The organism is Stenotrophomonas sp. GD03680 (genome assembly GCF_029844625.1).
Classification (GTDB): domain Bacteria; phylum Pseudomonadota; class Gammaproteobacteria; order Xanthomonadales; family Xanthomonadaceae; genus Stenotrophomonas; species Stenotrophomonas maltophilia_P.
The window spans coordinates 177795-193821 of record NZ_JAOCKC010000001.1 but is presented as its reverse complement, the minus strand read 5'-3'; the positions used below and the strand labels follow the sequence as shown (position 1 = coordinate 193821).

Sequence of the window (16027 nt, the reverse complement as noted above, 5' to 3'; positions counted from 1 at the left end):
ATTATGCCGCCCCGCACGTCCACCGGCGATTCAGTTGGCAGGCGCAGGCAGCCTTCCATACAGAACCTGTCCGCGGAAGCCGCGGCGCACTTCGCGATACAGCGCGCGGAACGCGGTGTAGTCCTGGGGCTGGCACAGTGCCTCCGGTCCACGCACGGCATTCTGCTGCAGGCGATGGTGGACGATCACCTCCTGGCCCTGCCGGCTCCAGTCCACCCGGTACTCGCCCGCGGCATTGGCAAAACGCTGGCTGGCCGGAACGGCGATGATCGGCGCGTTGGCCGGGAACTGCAGGCGATAGGTTTCTTCACGCAGGCTCGCGTTGCAGTAGAACGGCGTCTCGTTGGCCGGTGCAGACGCGGTAGCGTACAGCCCGCGCACCGACTCGCCGCCTGGCGGATCCGGCACCGCCATGCCCCCGGCCACGCTGAAGTCCACGTAGTCTTCCGCCTGGAAGGCCATGCGGTAGCCGAACGGCCGGGTCAGATCGACCGGGACGCCCTGCAGCTGCAGCTGGCCGCGGCCATCAAAACCGGACGCCGCCATGATCGACTCCTCGGCGCGCGCCCGATTCTGCGCATTGAGCTGGGCGAACTGTGCGCGCATGCCGATCTCCGCATTCTCGCCCAGCTGCGGAATCGTCTCGCCACGCAGGTTGCCGTTGGCATCGAACGTGAAGCGCACCTCCATCGAGGTTGCGTTGCGCTGCGGACCATTGGCCGGCGTGCGTGCCAGGCTCGCGTCGGCCGTGCGCATCACCGGCGCGCCCAGATCGCCCTCGGGCAACTGGCCGAAGCGCGCCCAGGCGGTGGTCGAATCCAGGTACAGATCGAACTCGGGAATGTAGGTGATGGCGTGGTTGAAGCGCCCCAGCACCGGAATCTTCGGCAGCGTCGGCCCGCCACCGGCACCGATCAGCACCGGCGAACTGGCAATTCCCTTGGCGGCCAGCAGGGCTTCCAGCAGGGTCACATGGTCCTTGCAGTCCCCATAGTGGTTGTCGAGGATGCTCTGCGCGCTGTTGGGCTCCAGCCCGCCATTGCCCAGGTACACCGCGACGTAGCGGATGTTCTGAGCGACCCAGCGGTACAGCGCATCGGCCTGCGAGCGACGGTCGCCGATGCCTGCGGTGACCTGGTCGGCCAGCGCCTGGATCTCCGCCGTGACCTGCGCGGCGGGACCGGCCTTGAGCTGGTACGCCCGGCCCATCTGCGCCCAGTCACGATAGGTGCTGGCCATGATGTTCGGGCCGAACTCCCAGCCGGCGGCCGACCAGTTCTGCGCCTGCATCGCCTCGCGGCGCTGGTAGCGCCAGCGCCACTGCGCCTGGCCGTTCCTCACCACCGGGCGATCGCTGCCCTGCACGCCGCGGCTGTCGACGAACATCGGCAGGTTGGCCGGTGCGCTCAGCGTCACCTCGGCATCCTCGTATTCGGTGAACACATTGAAGGTCTCCCACAGGCCGAAGTAGCCCGGGAAGTACGGCGTGGCCTGGGTGCGGCGCACCTGGTAATACAGGCGCGTGCCCGGCGCCAGGTTCGGGAACACGATCACCCGCACCTTGCGGTCGGCGTACATCGCTGCCGAGGCGCTGGAATAGCTTTCCTGGGTGTAGATGCGATCTGCCGGAACGTCACGGCGCTGGCCATCGGCGGTGATGGTGTAGGCGTCGAGCACCTCCAGCGTCTCCATCTTCTCGCTGTAGCTCAGCCGCACCTGGCTGAACTGCTCGACCGAGGCCTTGGTCTTGAGCAGGACCTCGTAGGTCTCGGTCTGCACATTGCCTGCGTCGGGCCGCACCTGGTAGTCGGCGCGATAGCGGACGATGCTGAAGTTGTTGCTGGCTTCGGTATCGCCGCTGGTGGAAGGCGGCGCCGTAGCGGGCGCGGGGGTGGCGGTCTCCGCCAGGGCCGGGCTGGCGGCCATCAGGCCAGCCAGCGCCAGCGCCAGCGCGCGTGGTACGGGATGAAGCATTCGTCGGATCCTTGGACGTCGTGGGGGTACGTCGGGCCTTACTTCGGCGGCGGCGGTGCCAGCACCGTCCGGTCGCCATTGTGCTCGGGCGCACTGACAACGCCGGCCGCTTCCATGGCCTCGATCAGTCGCGCCGCACGGTTGTAGCCAATCTTCAGCCGGCGCTGCACGCCGGAAATCGACGCGCGGCGGGTCTCCGTGACCACCCTCAGTGCCTCGTCATACAGCGGATCCGACTCGTCGCCGCCGGCACTGGTTTCCGGCAGGCCGGTGGCACCCACCACCACGCCGTCCCCCAGGGTCTGAACCTCGTCCAGCACGCCCTCGATGTAATCGGCCGGACCCATCGCCTTGAGATGCTCGACCACGCGATGCACTTCATCGTCGGAGACGAACGCGCCGTGCACACGCTCGGGCATGGCGGTGCCCGGAGGCAGGTACAGCATGTCGCCGTGACCCAGCAGCGTCTCCGCGCCGGACTGGTCGAGAATGGTGCGCGAGTCGATCTTCGAGCTCACCTGGAACGCGATGCGGGTGGGAATGTTGGCCTTGATCAGGCCGGTGATCACATCCACCGACGGACGCTGGGTGGCCAGGATCAGGTGGATGCCGGCTGCACGTGCCTTCTGTGCCAGACGTGCGATCAGTTCTTCGACCTTCTTGCCGACGATCATCATCATGTCGGCGAATTCGTCGATGAAGATGACGATGAACGGCAGCGTCTCCAGCGGGCGCGGCGCCTCGCCCAGCTCCGGGTTCGGCTTGAACAACGGGTCCATCAGCGGCTGGCCGGCGTCCTCGGCGTCCTTCACCTTCTTGTTGAAGCCGGCCAGGTTGCGCACGCCCACCGCGCTCATCAGCTTGTAGCGGCGCTCCATCTCCGCCACGCACCAGCGCAGGCCGTTGGCGGCCTCCTTCATGTCGGTGACCACAGGCGCGAGCAGATGCGGGATGCCCTGGTAGACGCTCAGTTCGAGCATCTTCGGGTCGATCATCAGCATCCGCAGATCTTTCGGCGAGCCCTTGTACAGCAGGCTCAGTACCATCGCATTGACGGCCACGGACTTGCCCGAGCCGGTGGTACCGGCCACCAGCAGGTGTGGCATGCGCGCCAGGTCGGCCACGGTCGGGCGGCCGGCGATGTCCTTGCCCAGCGCCAGGGTCAGCACGCTGGAGGCCTTGTCGTACTCCTTCGAGCGCAGCAGCTCGGACAGGAAGATCATCTCGCGGGTGACGTTGGGAATCTCCAGGCCGATCACCGACTTGCCGGGAATCACATCGACCACGCGCACCGACTTGACCGACAGGCCGCGGGCGATGTCCTTGTCCAGCGAGCTGATCTGGCTGACCTTGATGCCCGGCGCCGGCTCGATCTCGAAGCGGGTGATGACCGGGCCCGGATAGGCGCCGACCACCTGCGCATCGATGCGGAAATCCTTCAGCTTGAACTCGATCTGCCGCGACAGGGTCTCCAGTGTCTCCTCGTCGTAGCCCTTGGGCTGCGGCTTGGGATCATCCAGCAGGGCCAGCGGCGGCAGGTCCGAACCATCGCCGTTGACGCCGCGGAACATCGGTATCTGGTTGTCACGCTTGGCCCGGTCGCTCTTCTCGATCACCGGTTCCGGGCGCGGTTCGATCTTCACCGGCTCGCGCTTGGCGCGCACCTCGGCGTCCGCCTTGCGGACTTCCTGGCGCTCCTCGCGCAGGGCACGGGTCTGCTTCCACTCCGTCGCCTGTTCCTTCTTGCGCTCCAGCAGCGGCGCCAGCGACATCACCCCACGGCCGATCTTCTCCATCACCGTGAACCACGACAGGCCGGTGGCCAGGGTGATCGAGGCCAGCAGCAGCACCAGCACGAACAGGTTCGCGCCCAGCGCTCCGAACCCGACGGTCAGCGAGTTGCCCACCAGCTTGCCAAGGATGCCGCCCGCACTGGACACATCACCATTGAACAGGCGCACATGCAGGAAGCCGGTGCCGGCGATCAGGAAGCCGACCAGACCGACCAGGCGCAGGGCCGGATCGAGGTCGTTCTCGCCCTTGCTTTCCCGCTTGAGGCCGAACATGGCGATCCAGGCCAGCGCGCCGAGCACCACCGGCAGCAGGAACGCGATGTAGCCGAACAACTGCAGCAGCACGTCGGCGATCCAGGCACCGGCGCGGCCGCCCATGTTGTGCACCGGCGCGACCACGCTGCCGGTATGCGACCAGCCGGGGTCCGACGCCGAGTAGGTGAACAGACTTGCCGCCAGGTACAGCAGGGCCGGCGCGATCGCGATCAGGCCCAGGTCGCGCCAGAGGCGCTGGCGGCGGGGGTTGTCGGTCGTCGCCGCCGCCGCGGCCGTGCGACGTGACGCCTTGCTGTCGTCGGACTTGGAGCGTTCGGGGACCTGCTTCGCCACCTTAGACCATACCTTTGGAATGCGCTGTTAGTGATTGATAATAAATGAGACGGCGTCAGTTTTCAGTTATGCGACGCTGCGAGGCGCCCTCCGGGGCCGGAAACCGTCGATGGGTGACGGCGTTCTGTTCATCGGCTTGAATCGCCCTGCCCCAGCCGCCACTCTATGACCTGCCATGGATGCTGCGCAAACATCGCCAGCGCCTTGTCCCACTTACCTTTTCGCGAGTTTACATGAGCACCAGCCTGCCCTCCCGCCACCAACGGCTTGTCATCCTCGGTTCCGGCCCGGCCGGCTGGACCGCTGCGGTCTACGCCGCCCGCGCCAACCTGAAGCCGGTCGTCATCACCGGCCTGCAGCAGGGCGGTCAGCTGATGACCACGACCGAGGTCGACAACTGGCCGGGTGACGCCCATGGCCTGATGGGCCCGGACCTGATGGCGCGCATGCAGGCTCACGCCGAGCGCTTCGAGACCGAGGTCATCTTCGACCACATCCACACCGCCGACCTGTCCCAGCGCCCGTTCCGGCTGATCGGCGACAGTCACGAATACACCTGTGACGCCCTGATCATCGCCACCGGCGCCACCGCCAAGTACCTGGGCATCCCGACCGAAGAGGCCTTCAAGGGCCGCGGCGTGTCCGCCTGCGCCACCTGCGACGGGTTCTTCTACCGTGACCAGGACGTGGTCGTGGTCGGCGGTGGCAACACTGCGGTGGAAGAGGCCCTGTACCTGTCCAACATCGCCCGCAAGGTCTACCTGGTCCACCGCCGCGACACCCTCAAGGCGGAAAAGATCATGCAGGACAAGCTGTTCGCCAAGGTCGCGGCCGGCAAGATCGAAACCGTCTGGCACCACCAGGTCGAGGAAGTGCTGGGCAACGATGCCGGCGTGACCGGTGTGCGCGTGAAGTCCACCCTGGACGGCAGCACCCGCGACATCGACGCGCACGGCTTCTTCGTGGCCATCGGTCATCACCCGAACACCACCCTGTTCGATGGCCAGCTGGCGATGAACAACGGCTACCTGGAAATCCGCTCGGGCCTGGGCGGCAACGCCACCCAGACCTCGGTGGAAGGCGTGTTCGCCGCGGGCGACGTGGCCGACCAGCACTATCGGCAGGCCATCACCTCCGCCGGCTTCGGCTGCATGGCCGCACTGGATGCCGAGCGCTATCTGGATGCACAGGGCAAGGCCGGCTGAAGATTGCTCCACGCCATGACTGATCCTGGGGGGGGGGGGGCACCGTTGGCGCCATGGATGGCGCCATCGAGCCCCCATGGATGGGTTTACGGCGTGTCTCGCCCGCCCATCCCGACTCACCCAACACGCAACAACTCAGAGCCGAACACAACCTGCAGTTGCTGTTGCTGTTGCTGTTGCTGTTGCTCTTGCTTCAGACGTTGCCCGCAAGCAGTCGCGGCCGCAGGCCGCGCCGGACACTCACAGATGCCGCAGTTCCTGCTTCAGCGTCGCCACACAGCGGCGGCTGACCTCCAGCGGCTGCTTGCCATGCCGGAGCACCGCCTGCACCTGCCCGCCCACGCCACGACGCAGTTCCACCAGTTCGTGCCGCGCCACCAGACAGTTGCGGTGGATGCGCACGAAGCGGCTGGCGAATTCCTCCTCCAGCGACTTCAGCGACTCCTCGATCAGGTCCTCACCACGCGCGTGGTGCACCACCACGTACTTTTCCTCGGCCTGCAGGTAATGGATGTCATCCAGTGGAATCAGCCGCAAGCTGCCCCGCAGCCGGGCGCACAGCATGCTGCGTGCCTGTTGCCCCGCGTCGTGCTGTGGCTGCCCCCCGCGCCCGGCCAGAAAGGTCCGTGCGCGCGCGATGGCCGCTGCCAGCCGCTCGGCACGCACCGGCTTCATCAGGTAGTCGATGGCCGCCGCTTCGAATGCCGACAAGGCATGCGCGTCATAGGCCGTACAGAACACCACCGCCGGGCGTGGCTCGAAGCTGGCCAGGTGACGGGCCGCTTCCAGCCCATCCAGTCCGGGCATCGCGATGTCCAGCAGCACCAGGTCCGGCTGCAGTTCCGCGCAGGCGTGCAGGGCCTGCTCGCCGTTACCGGCCTCGGCCACCACGTCCACCCCCTCCTGCGCGGCCAGCAGGCTGCGCAGGCGCTCGCGCGCCAGCGGTTCGTCATCGGCGATGACTACCCTCACGATCGTTCCCTCACTGGATCGGCACCGTCACCTGGCAGGCATAGTAGCCCTCGCTCCAGCCGGCCGTCATCCGTGCGGCACTGCCGAAGCGCCACGCCAGGCGATCGCCGATGCTGTGCTGGGCATGCCCGGCGCCGCGTGCCAGGGCCAGCCCCGGCATCTGTGGATCGGGAGCGGGATTGCGTACGCGGATGTGCAGCTCGTTGCCTTCGCGCGCCACGTGCAGCTCGACGGTGCCACCTTCCGGCAACCGCGAAATGCCATGCAGCACCGCGTTTTCCACCAGTGGCTGCAACACCAGCCGCGGCAGCGGCTGCTCCCACGGCAGCGGCTCGTCACGCTGCCAATGCACCTGCAGGCGCTCTCCCAGGCGCAGCGACTCGATCGACAGGTAACGCTCGGCCAGCTCGCATTCGGCCTGCAGGGTGGAATCTCCATCGCCCGCCCCCAGCGCCGCGCGGAACAGATCGGACAGGTCCAGCACGGCGCGTTCGGCCACCGCCGGATCACGATGCAGCAGACTGGCGATCAGATTCATGCTGTTGAACAGGAAATGCGGACGGATCCGGGCCTGCAGTGCATCGGCCTGTGCACGTGCGTTGGCCTGCACCTGCGCGGCCCAGCGGTCGCTCACGTAGAAGTAGCGCAGGGCCAGCGCGCTGATCAGTGCGCTGGTGGCCGCACTGCCAAGGGTGAAGCGCCAGAAGCTGATGCCACGGGCGAAGCTGTCGCCCAGCACGGCATACAGCGCGTGGATGATGCCCGCGCAGACCACGGCGATCAGCGCCGCCAGTGCGATCGCCGCAGCGGCGCCCAGCAGCGGTGGCAGCCTCGACAGCGCCTGCCGCAGCATGCACAGGCTGGCGGTCACCGCCAGCGCCAGCCAGAGTGCGAAACCGCTGGCCGAAAGCAGCTCGCCCACCGTCCAGTGACGGCTGCCATCGGGGGCCAGGGCCAGCAGCACCACCACCAGCTCGGCCAGGCCGAGCATCGCCGCCAGCCGCCGCAGGCGGCACAGTTCCGGCATCCAGGGAGGCGTGCTGGCCGGTGACATGGGTCAGGCGACGCCCAGGCGTTCCTGCAGCCAGTCACCCAGGGCATCGATCTCCTCGGCACAGACCTGGTGCGCCATCGGGTAGCTGTGCCACTGCACCTGCAGGCCCAACGCGCGCAGCGCCTGCGCGCTGTGTGCGGCTACCGCCTGCGGAATGACCGGGTCGCCGCTGCCGTGGGCCATGAACACCGGCACGTCCACTGCGGTAGCCACGCGCTCGGCGCTGTCCGCGTCGGGCAGGTAGGTGGACAGCGCGATCAGCCCGGCCAGCGGCGCCGTGCGCGACAGCGCGGCGGTAAGAATGATCGCGCCCCCCTGCGAGAAGCCGGCCAGGAAGATCTGCTCCGGCGTGATGCCCCGCTCGATCTCGCGGGCGATCAGGGCCTCTACCTGAGCCACCGATTCGCGCACGCCGGCCATGTCGGCGCGGGAACGGAAATCCATGCCGACAATGTCGTACCAGCCGCGCATCGGCACGCCGTTGTTGATCGTGATCGGCCGCACCGGGGCGTGCGGGAACACGAAGCGCAGCGCCGGCCAGTGCGGACGCACCAGCTCCGGAACGATCGGGGCGAAGTCATGGCCATCGGCGCCGAGGCCGTGCAGCCAGATCACCGACCACTGCGGCGAGGCGCCGGTTTCCTGTTCCACCGTTTGCAGCATGTTGCGGCTCCTTCAGATGCGAGCCGCATTATGCCGCCGGTGTGGGGCGATCAGTACAGCGGTGGCTGTTCGGCCGCTTCCCGGCGCAGCTGCGCGGCGCGTACCAGCACCGCCGGCGGAATGTTCTCCTCGGGGATGTCGAGCAGGCCCAGCCGGTGCAGGAACGCACCGGGACCGCGCGACGAGGTCAGTGCGACCACCGGGATGGCCAGCACCATGCCTATCACCACCGGCGCCATCCATGCCGCCAGCGACGGCGAGACCAGCCAGGCCAGCACGCCCATGAAGGCGCCGAACAGGCCCAGGCCGCCGTAACCGCGCACCAGCGCCATCCAGGAAATGCCACCGTCGTCGCGCTGCTGGGCGTCCCACCCCGAGTCGCGTCCGGACAGCACTTCGGCCACGCCGCGGGACTGCACATACATGACCACCGGCGCCATCAGTGCCGCCAGCACGGTCTCCACCAGCATCGACACGAAGGCACGGAACGCACCGCCGCAGCCACGACGATCCACCGGGTCCAGCAGCATCGCCAGGTAGCCCAGCACCTTGGGCATCAGCAGTACCGCCATGGTGGCGGCGAACAAGCGCACCACCTGCTGCTCGTCCTGCGCGCGCCAGTACACGCCGGGCGCCAGGTGCAGCACGGCATTGAAGTCGATGCCTTCCTGGAACAGCGGGATGGCGATGCCGATCAGCATCAGCATCGCCCACATGGGCGCAGTGAAGTAGTGGCCGATGCCGATCAGCATGTGCATGCGGCTGATCCAGTGCAGGCCGCGGCTGCCGACCACCTTGCCGTGCTGCAGGTTGCCCTGGCACCAGCGGCGGTCGCGCACCAGCAGGTCGGTCAGGGTCGGCGGGCCTTCCTCATAGCTGCCCCCCAGGTACGGCACCATGTGCGCGGCCCAGCCGCCACGCCGCATCAGCGCGGCTTCGACGAAGTCGTGGCTGAGCACGTGGCCGCCGAACGGCTTGCGCCCAGGCAGCGATGGCAGGCCGGCATGGTCGGCGAAGGCACGGGTGCGGATGATGGCGTTGTGGCCCCAGTAGTTGCTTTCAGCGCCGTGCCACCAGGCCACGCCCCGGGCGATCACCGGCCCGTAGACGCGGCCACCGAACTGCTGCATGCGGGCGAACAGGGTGCGTCCGCCGATCACCGACGGCAGGGTCTGGATCAGGCCGACGTCAGCGTTGTGTTCCATGCCGGCCACCAGGCGCACGATGCTGTCGCCGGTCATCAGGCTGTCGGCGTCCAGGATCAGCATCTGCGGGTAGGCCCCGCCGAAGCGGCGCACCCAGTCGGCGATGTTGCCAGCCTTGCGGCCACTGTTGTCGCCACGACGGCGGTAGAACAGCCGCACGCGGCCGTCGGGCACCTGCTCGCGGAGCTCGGCGAAGACCTGCTCTTCGGCCCGCGCGATATCGTCACGGCGGGTGTCACTGAGCACGAAGAAGTCGAAACGCTCCAGCTGGCCGGTGGCCGCCACCGATTCGTAGATCGCACGCAGGCCGGCCAGCAGCCGGCGCGGATCCTCGTTGTAGGTCGGCATCAGCAGCGCCGTGCGGCTGTGCACGGTGGGCAGCGGCTTGTCCGGATCAATGCCCAGGCGATAGCCACGGTCGAACACGGCGGTGAGGAAGCCTGCCACCGCGCTGGCGAACGACAGCGCGATCCAGGCGAACAGGCCCACGAACAGCACCAGCAGGCAGGCTTCGAGCACGCTGATGCCGTTGACCGACAACACCCGCCACATCATCCGGGTGGCCGCTGCCGTCATCACCAGCGTGCCGCCCAGGATGTACAGCCGACGCAGGCCGATCAGGCGTGGCGAGGTGCGGTGCCGGCGCACCCTGAGCTGCCCTTCGCGCAGGGTCTGCTCGGGCATCGGCAAGGGCACTTCGGCAGGCAGCAGCGCCCAGCCGGCGTCAGGCCCGGCCGATTCCGCCTCCGCATGGATGGTCTGCACCCCCATCGGCGCCTACTCCGCGCAGTCGGCATGGCCGGCCGTCCGGGCCAGGCTGCATGCACGAAGGTTCCCGGCGCGCCTTCCCGGCGCCCGCACTTGTCCTGGCTGCGTCGGCCTGAGGCCGCGCAGTCGCTGTCTGTCACTACCGGAACCCACACGATCTCCAACGGGGCGGAATCGAAAATGCGGCCCAGTCTAGGCCGCTACATGTAAGCCGGGTGCGAAGGCCTACGCCGGGATTTCTCCCCATTCAGCAAACAGCAGGCGAGGCTGCCGACGGCCTGCCGGATCGACCGCAATTGGATCGAGCAAAACGGGCGGCGACACATCCCTCGGCGGTCGCGCTGGCGGCGGGGCCAACGCGATCGATCGTACTTCAGCAGCGCGCGTTACTCGTCCTGCAGGACGACGCCGGCCGCGTCCTGCAGGGCAGCGGTGCGCGCACGGTCCATCGCCACCGCCAGTTGCTGGCGGGCGAGCAGTTGTTGGGCCTGCACCACTTCGGGTGTGGGCAGAAGCACCGGTCCCGGTGCGTTTTCCGGTGTAGCGGGTGTGGTCATGCAACCTCCGTGGACATCCCCGCTGCCGCGCGGGTCCAACCGGGCGGCAGCGGAACTGCGCACCCTATCCTAAAAACAAGGCGGATGGGTGACGTGCAAGCCGGTGAGGCCTGCGCCTGCAAAGGGCATGTGTCACGTTCCAGGCACGCAGCGCTGGATCCTGAATAGGCATTTCCGGTAGCATGAAAACGTTTTCTCACAGGGAAGTTCCTCCCATGAATACCGTCGACCTCACCCACTTCAGCCCCAAGTGGCAATTCCGCTTCAACTTCTACCGCCAGCACGGCGCGCCCAAGGAGCCCGGCTTCAAGCAGGCATGGCGCGCCCTGTCCTTCGGCGACCGCCTGAAGATCAACCTGAACATCTTTGCCCTGTTCTTCGGCCCCATCTACCTGCTGATCCTGGGCATGTGGCGCAAGGCGCTGGTGGTGATCGGCATCGCCATCGCCCTGGCGGCCATCACGATGTTCCTGCCCGACATCGTCGGCCGCGCGGTGTTCATCGCCTTCAATGTCCTGGTCGCCTCCAGCACCAACTACAGCTATTACCTGGAGAAGGTGGAAGGCCGGATCCGCTGGAACCCGTTTGAAGGAATGTTCTGAGCCACTCAGACCTGCGCACGGACGCGCGGCAAGGATGCAACCGACGCCCGGCCCCCGCCGGGCGTCTTCGTTCCCGGCGTCAGGCCGCGCGCAGCGTGGCCGTCGTGCCCGTGGCCGACTGCAGCCGGAAGCGGGACACCGCCACCGCAAGCTGCTCGGCCTGCTCTTCCATCGCGCGCGCGGCAGCACTGGCCTCTTCCACCAGCGCCGCATTCTGCTGGGTGGTTTCATCCATCTGCACCACGGTCTGGTTGACCTGCTCGATGCCGGCCGACTGCTCGCGCGAGGCGGCCGAGATCTCGGCCATGATCTCGTTGACCCGCCCGACCTGGCCGACGATCTCCTGCATGGTGTTGCCTGCGCGGTGCACCAGCTGCGCACCGCTGCCGACCTGGGCCACCGATGCGTCGATCAGTCCCTTGATTTCCTTCGCCGCTGCGGCCGAGCGCTGGGCCAGCGCACGCACTTCGCTGGCCACCACGGCGAAGCCGCGTCCCTGCTCGCCCGCACGCGCGGCCTCAACGGCGGCGTTAAGGGCCAGGATGTTGGTCTGGAAGGCGATGCCGTCGATCACCGAGATGATCTCGGCGATGCGCTGCGATGAGGTTTCGATCTGCTGCATGGTCTGTACCACCTGGCCGACCACCTTTCCGCCTTCGCTGGCCACGTCCGCCGCCGATGCGGCCAACGTGTTCGCCTGCAGGGCATGATCGGCATTCTGGCGCACGGTGGAGGTCAACTCCTCCATCGACGCTGCCGTTTCTTCCAGGTTGGCCGCCTGCAGTTCTGTGCGACGCGACAGATCGCTGTTGCCCGCGGCGATCTCGCCGGCCGCCAGGCGGATGCTCGCCGCTGACTGCTGGATCTGGCCGACGATATGGGTCAGCTGTTGCGCGGTGCTGTTGGCATCGTCGCGCATCACCGCGAACACACCATGGAAGTCGCCCTGCATGCGTGCACTGAGGTCGCCGGCGGCGATGGCGCGCAGCAGCGTGGAAAGCGCCGCGAGGTTGTGGTCGCTGGCCTGCATCATCGCGTTCAGCGTGGTCACCATGCGGCGGAAATCGTGCTCGAACCGCTCACTGTCACCACGCACGGCAAAGTCGCCGGCGGCAGCAGCGGCGGCCAGCTGCTGGATCTGCTCGTTGATCGCCGCAAGGTTGCTCTTGGTGGTGGCCATGGCGGCGGTGAACACCGCCTTCTCGCCCGGCAGCGGCTCCATGTCCACGCTCAGATCGCCCACCGCGTAGCGCTGCATCACGTCCACCAGCCGCTGGGTGACCGCATTGCTGGACGCCACCAGCTGATTGCTGTCGGCCACCATGCGACCGTACTCCCCCGGGAAGGCCGCCGCGTCCATCCGGTAACTGAGCTCGCCCGCATCATGGCGGCGTGCCATCTCCGCCTGCGCCGCCATCACAGCCTGCAGCTGTCCCCGCATGCCCTGCATCGCCTCGAGCAGGCGCCCGACCTCATCGTTGCCGCGCGCCGGCAGCGCGGTGTCCAGCTTGCCCGCCCCCACGTCACCTGCAATGCGTACCGCCTGCGCCAGCGGCCGGATCGCCAGGTGACGCAGCAGCAGGTAGACACCGGCGCTCAATGTCAGCGCGGCCAGCACGCCGACCAGCAGCGTCAGCCACAGCAGCTGGCGAGCCTCGGCCACGATAATGGCATGCGGCACCACCACACCCAGCGCGAAGCGCTGCGGGGCATCGCCAACCCGCAGTGGCACGTACAGGCGCACATTGCCGGCGGCATCCGGCTCGAACGCTTCGACGGTCCTGTCGGCCGCGATTCCGGCCAGCATGTCGCGGGTGAAGGCATCGGTGCGCGGCTTGCCGATCTCGGCGGCGTCGGCCGAAGCCAGGACTACGCCCTTGGGCGAAAGCAGTTCAACGCGGCCTGCTCCCATCGGCGCAAGCGTCGCCAGATGCTTCTGCAGTGCCGCCAGCGAGAAATCGACGGTGAACACGCCGAGGAACGTGCCGTTCTCCACGATGGGCGTGCTCAGGGTGCTCATCAGCACCTTCTGGCCGGCGATCTCATAGGCATAGGGCTCGCTCACCTTGGGCAGCTTGTCGCGGCTCGGCCCCATGTACCAGTCACCGGACCCGCTGGCGGTTTCGGTGTAGTCGGTCATCACCGACTGCTGCGGTTTGCCATCCTGCCAGGCCCAGTAGCTCATGTAGCGACCGGTGGCGTCATGGGCCTCGCTGTTGACGAACTCCGCGTCCCTGCCATCGAAGGCATCGGCCTCCCACATGGTGCTCTTGCCCAGCCACTCCGGGTGCGCGCGCAGCTGTTCGCCGAGCACGGCCGCCAGGCTGGCACGATCAGGCTGGTCGCCCCGCGCGCGCTGGGCCAGGACGGCCTCGACCATGGCATCGTTGCTGGCGAAGGCGGTGCCCAGATCGGCCGCAACCTGGCGCGCTTCGGCATGCGCCTCGCTGGCCATGGTCTGCCGCGACGCGTTGATCAGGCTGGCACTGGCCTGGCGGTAGATCAGAAAGGCGGTCAGGCCGAAGCACAACAGCGCGATGGCAGCGGTGCCCAGCATCAGCTTGTGGGCGATGCTGCCCGGACGACGGGCAGCGGCGGAGCGGGAAGACGGCATGGGAGGGTCCGCAAGGCAGGTCAGGACATCCGGCACCGCGTTGGCGCCGCGCTGGTGCGCGATCCCTCGCGCGGCGACCTGTCTGAGCCGGGCGATGCCCGGCACCGCAAGGGCGCACCGGGTTAGCGGCCGTTCCGCGGCGGGGTTGAGCCGTTGCCCTGCGTCAAGCTGAATGCACTCAGTTTGGGATGGCTCATACGTGCGGCGAACCTACTCGACCACCCGGTCCTTCAACCACTGCGTGCGTGGCAGCACTTCGATGCTGCCTGCCGCGTACTGCTGCAGTACATCGTCCGGACCGTAGCGCGGCTGCCAGCCCAGCACCGCAACCGCACGGCTGCCGTCGTACACGCGGTCGATGCTCAGCGGCAGTGGCCAGCCGCGGCGCTCGAACTCGGCCAGCAGCTGCGGTGCGCGCCGCGCCAGCACCCGGCGTGGCTGGGTGGCCAGTTCCAGGCAGTCCTCGCGCCGGAAGGGGGTCGGCGCGCAGGCGATGTAGCGCTGGAACGGTGCGCCCCCGTTGTGCAGCAGCGCGGCATGCGCGCTGGCCACATCGCGTGCATCCAGGCCCCGGTGCAGGCGGAACATCGCCATGCGCTCGGGAGGCTCGGGGAAGCAGCGGCCCATGCGCAGCACGCGCACGGCGAACGCCTCCGATGCCGCGGCTTCGGCCAGCGCCTCGGCCTGCAGCTTGGTGCGGTGGTAGATGGTCCTGGGCAGGGGTTCAGTGTCTTCGTCGATCCAGCGACAACCGCCTGCCACCACGGCATGGCCATACAGGGCGGTGGTGCTGGTCAACACGAAGCGTCCGACGCCGGCGTCACGCGCCAGCCGCAGCAGCTGCGCGGTCGCCTCCACGTTGATCTGCTGGAACACCGTGTCCGGCACCAGCCCGACATGCGGTGCATGCAGCGCAGCGGTGTGGATCACCGCATCCACGCCGCGCACGGCACGCTCCAGTGCCTTCGTGTTGGTGACATCGGCAATGATGCGTGTGGTGGCGAACGGGCTGCGATCCAGCCCGATGACTTCATGGGTGGCCGCCAACGCGCCGAAGATCGCGCGCCCGATCCGCCCGGAACTTCCGGTCAACAGAATCTTCATTGAGTCCATTCACTCAACAGCGCCCGGGAGCTACCGGGATGAACCGATTCTAGGCGTGGCCTGTGTCCAGGGCGATAGCGGCGCTGCGCAAGTGCAGCGTCAACGACAGGCAGGCAGAACGTGAAGACCACGCGCCATCTGCGGACGTACCGTTAGCCTGCCGTCGGCAAGCATGAGGCTCCGCCACGCCGAGAGAGATCCCCTATGGCCAGCAGCAACCGCGGGTTCGCGTCGATGGACCAGCGCATGCAGCGCGCGATCGCCGCCAAGGGTGGGCGCGCCGCCCATGCCTCCGGCAACGCCCATGAATTCAGTCCCGCCGAGGCGCGCATTGCCGGCCGCAAAGGAGGCGAAGCCATCAGCCGCGATCGCCAGCACATGGCCGCGATCGGTCGCGAAGGCGGGCATGCACGCCACGCCCGCGCACAACAGCAGCGCCAGCAGTCCGATCAAGGTCCACAGGGCCGCGACGAACCGGGTCAGCAGGACTGAGCGACGCGCCTCAGCCGTGGCTGAGGAGGTTCAGCAGGCGCCCGAACGGGTCCCGCACGTAGAACCGGCGCACGCCCCATGGCTCCTCGACGGGGCCATACACGACGTCGATGCCAGCGCTGCGGATCCGTTGCAGAACGTCATCCAGATCGTCCACCTCGATCGACAGGTCCGGCACCGGCGTACCCGATCCGCCCTCGCTGGCGAAACTGAGCTGCGCAGGTGCAGTGTCCTGCCCGGCGCAGGTGACGATCCAGCCATGATCCATCACCACCGGCATGCCGAGGATGCCACCGTAGAACGCGGCGGCGCGCGCCGGATCGGGCGTGGCGATGTTGGCGACGATGCGTCTGACAGCCATGACGTTCCTGTTCAATGAGGGGCAAAAACGAAACTGCGCGACCGGCCGGCACAC

13 protein-coding genes are annotated in these 16027 nt (G+C 67.8%); 3 read left to right on the top strand and 10 right to left on the bottom strand.

Annotated elements, in window-relative coordinates:
* Window positions 1-30: 30 nt before the first annotated feature.
* Window positions 31-1974 (bottom strand): DUF3857 domain-containing protein, encoded by a 1944-nt coding sequence (locus N5J29_RS00875; protein WP_065182197.1) that lies wholly within the window; start codon window positions 1972-1974, stop codon window positions 31-33.
* A gap of 38 nt (window positions 1975-2012) precedes the next feature.
* Complete coding sequence (locus tag N5J29_RS00870; protein WP_053517949.1) at window positions 2013-4376, bottom strand: DNA translocase FtsK; 2364 nt, start codon at window positions 4374-4376, stop codon at window positions 2013-2015.
* Between the two features lie 233 nt (window positions 4377-4609).
* On the opposite strand from N5J29_RS00870, the gene trxB reads away from it, so the two are divergent.
* The gene (gene trxB / locus N5J29_RS00865) at window positions 4610-5581 is read left to right on the top strand and encodes a thioredoxin-disulfide reductase (protein WP_053517948.1); all 972 of its coding nucleotides are present in this window, start codon (window positions 4610-4612) and stop codon (window positions 5579-5581) included.
* 240 nt (window positions 5582-5821) lie between these two features.
* Here the strand turns inward: trxB and N5J29_RS00860 are convergent, their stop codons facing one another.
* The 5 genes from N5J29_RS00860 to N5J29_RS00840 all read right to left on the bottom strand — a co-directional run bounded on the left by N5J29_RS00860 (window position 5822) and on the right by N5J29_RS00840 (window position 10800).
* Window positions 5822-6553, bottom strand: coding sequence for a LytTR family DNA-binding domain-containing protein (locus tag N5J29_RS00860; protein ID WP_053517196.1), 732 nt, complete (start codon window positions 6551-6553; stop codon window positions 5822-5824).
* Window positions 6554-6563: 10 nt separating this feature from the next.
* The gene (locus tag N5J29_RS00855; protein WP_279924076.1) at window positions 6564-7607 is read right to left on the bottom strand and encodes a sensor histidine kinase; all 1044 of its coding nucleotides are present in this window, start codon (window positions 7605-7607) and stop codon (window positions 6564-6566) included.
* A 3-nt stretch (window positions 7608-7610) separates the two neighbouring features.
* Window positions 7611-8270, bottom strand: a complete 660-nt coding sequence (locus tag N5J29_RS00850; RefSeq protein ID WP_065174484.1) for an alpha/beta hydrolase — start codon at window positions 8268-8270, stop codon at window positions 7611-7613.
* 50 nt (window positions 8271-8320) lie between these two features.
* Window positions 8321-10246, bottom strand: a complete 1926-nt coding sequence (mdoH, locus tag N5J29_RS00845) for a glucans biosynthesis glucosyltransferase MdoH (RefSeq protein WP_164151264.1) — start codon at window positions 10244-10246, stop codon at window positions 8321-8323.
* A 383-nt stretch (window positions 10247-10629) separates the two neighbouring features.
* Window positions 10630-10800: a hypothetical protein gene (locus N5J29_RS00840; RefSeq protein ID WP_164972337.1), complete on the bottom strand. Its 171-nt coding sequence runs from the start codon at window positions 10798-10800 to the stop codon at window positions 10630-10632.
* A 215-nt stretch (window positions 10801-11015) separates the two neighbouring features.
* Here N5J29_RS00840 and N5J29_RS00835 point away from each other — a divergent pair, with 215 nt between their 5' ends.
* Window positions 11016-11402 carry a DUF2628 domain-containing protein gene (locus N5J29_RS00835; protein ID WP_065174483.1) on the top strand — a complete coding sequence of 129 codons (387 nt, stop codon included), beginning with the start codon at window positions 11016-11018 and terminating at the stop codon, window positions 11400-11402.
* A gap of 79 nt (window positions 11403-11481) precedes the next feature.
* On the opposite strand, the gene N5J29_RS00830 is transcribed toward N5J29_RS00835, so the two are convergent.
* A complete protein-coding gene (locus tag N5J29_RS00830) occupies window positions 11482-14016 on the bottom strand; it encodes a methyl-accepting chemotaxis protein (RefSeq protein ID WP_164151265.1) in 2535 nt (844 codons plus the stop codon).
* A 210-nt stretch (window positions 14017-14226) separates the two neighbouring features.
* The gene (locus N5J29_RS00825; RefSeq protein WP_053517184.1) at window positions 14227-15120 is read right to left on the bottom strand and encodes an NAD(P)-dependent oxidoreductase; all 894 of its coding nucleotides are present in this window, start codon (window positions 15118-15120) and stop codon (window positions 14227-14229) included.
* Between the two features lie 204 nt (window positions 15121-15324).
* Between N5J29_RS00825 and N5J29_RS00820 the strand changes: the two genes are divergently transcribed.
* A complete protein-coding gene (locus N5J29_RS00820; RefSeq protein ID WP_053517182.1) occupies window positions 15325-15612 on the top strand; it encodes a hypothetical protein in 288 nt (95 codons plus the stop codon).
* Window positions 15613-15622: 10 nt separating this feature from the next.
* Here the strand turns inward: N5J29_RS00820 and N5J29_RS00815 are convergent, their stop codons facing one another.
* A complete protein-coding gene (locus N5J29_RS00815; RefSeq protein WP_053517180.1) occupies window positions 15623-15973 on the bottom strand; it encodes a VOC family protein in 351 nt (116 codons plus the stop codon).
* Window positions 15974-16027 lie beyond the last annotated feature (54 nt).

Excerpts from the sequence above, each read along its gene's own strand:
- N5J29_RS00875 (WP_065182197.1), bottom strand. The coding sequence starts at position 1,974 with ATGCTTCATCCCGTACCACGCGCGCTGGCGCTGGCGCTGGCTGGCCTG.
- trxB (WP_053517948.1), top strand. The coding sequence starts at position 4,610 with ATGAGCACCAGCCTGCCCTCCCGCCACCAACGGCTTGTCATCCTCGGT.
- N5J29_RS00855 (WP_279924076.1), bottom strand. The coding sequence starts at position 7,607 with ATGTCACCGGCCAGCACGCCTCCCTGGATGCCGGAACTGTGCCGCCTG.
- N5J29_RS00850 (WP_065174484.1), bottom strand. The coding sequence starts at position 8,270 with ATGCTGCAAACGGTGGAACAGGAAACCGGCGCCTCGCCGCAGTGGTCG.
- mdoH (WP_164151264.1), bottom strand. The coding sequence starts at position 10,246 with ATGGGGGTGCAGACCATCCATGCGGAGGCGGAATCGGCCGGGCCTGAC.
- N5J29_RS00840 (WP_164972337.1), bottom strand. The coding sequence starts at position 10,800 with ATGACCACACCCGCTACACCGGAAAACGCACCGGGACCGGTGCTTCTG.
- N5J29_RS00835 (WP_065174483.1), top strand. The coding sequence starts at position 11,016 with ATGAATACCGTCGACCTCACCCACTTCAGCCCCAAGTGGCAATTCCGC.
- N5J29_RS00830 (WP_164151265.1), bottom strand. The coding sequence starts at position 14,016 with ATGCCGTCTTCCCGCTCCGCCGCTGCCCGTCGTCCGGGCAGCATCGCC.
- N5J29_RS00825 (WP_053517184.1), bottom strand. The coding sequence starts at position 15,120 with ATGAAGATTCTGTTGACCGGAAGTTCCGGGCGGATCGGGCGCGCGATC.
- N5J29_RS00820 (WP_053517182.1), top strand. The coding sequence starts at position 15,325 with ATGGCCAGCAGCAACCGCGGGTTCGCGTCGATGGACCAGCGCATGCAG.
- N5J29_RS00815 (WP_053517180.1), bottom strand. The coding sequence starts at position 15,973 with ATGGCTGTCAGACGCATCGTCGCCAACATCGCCACGCCCGATCCGGCG.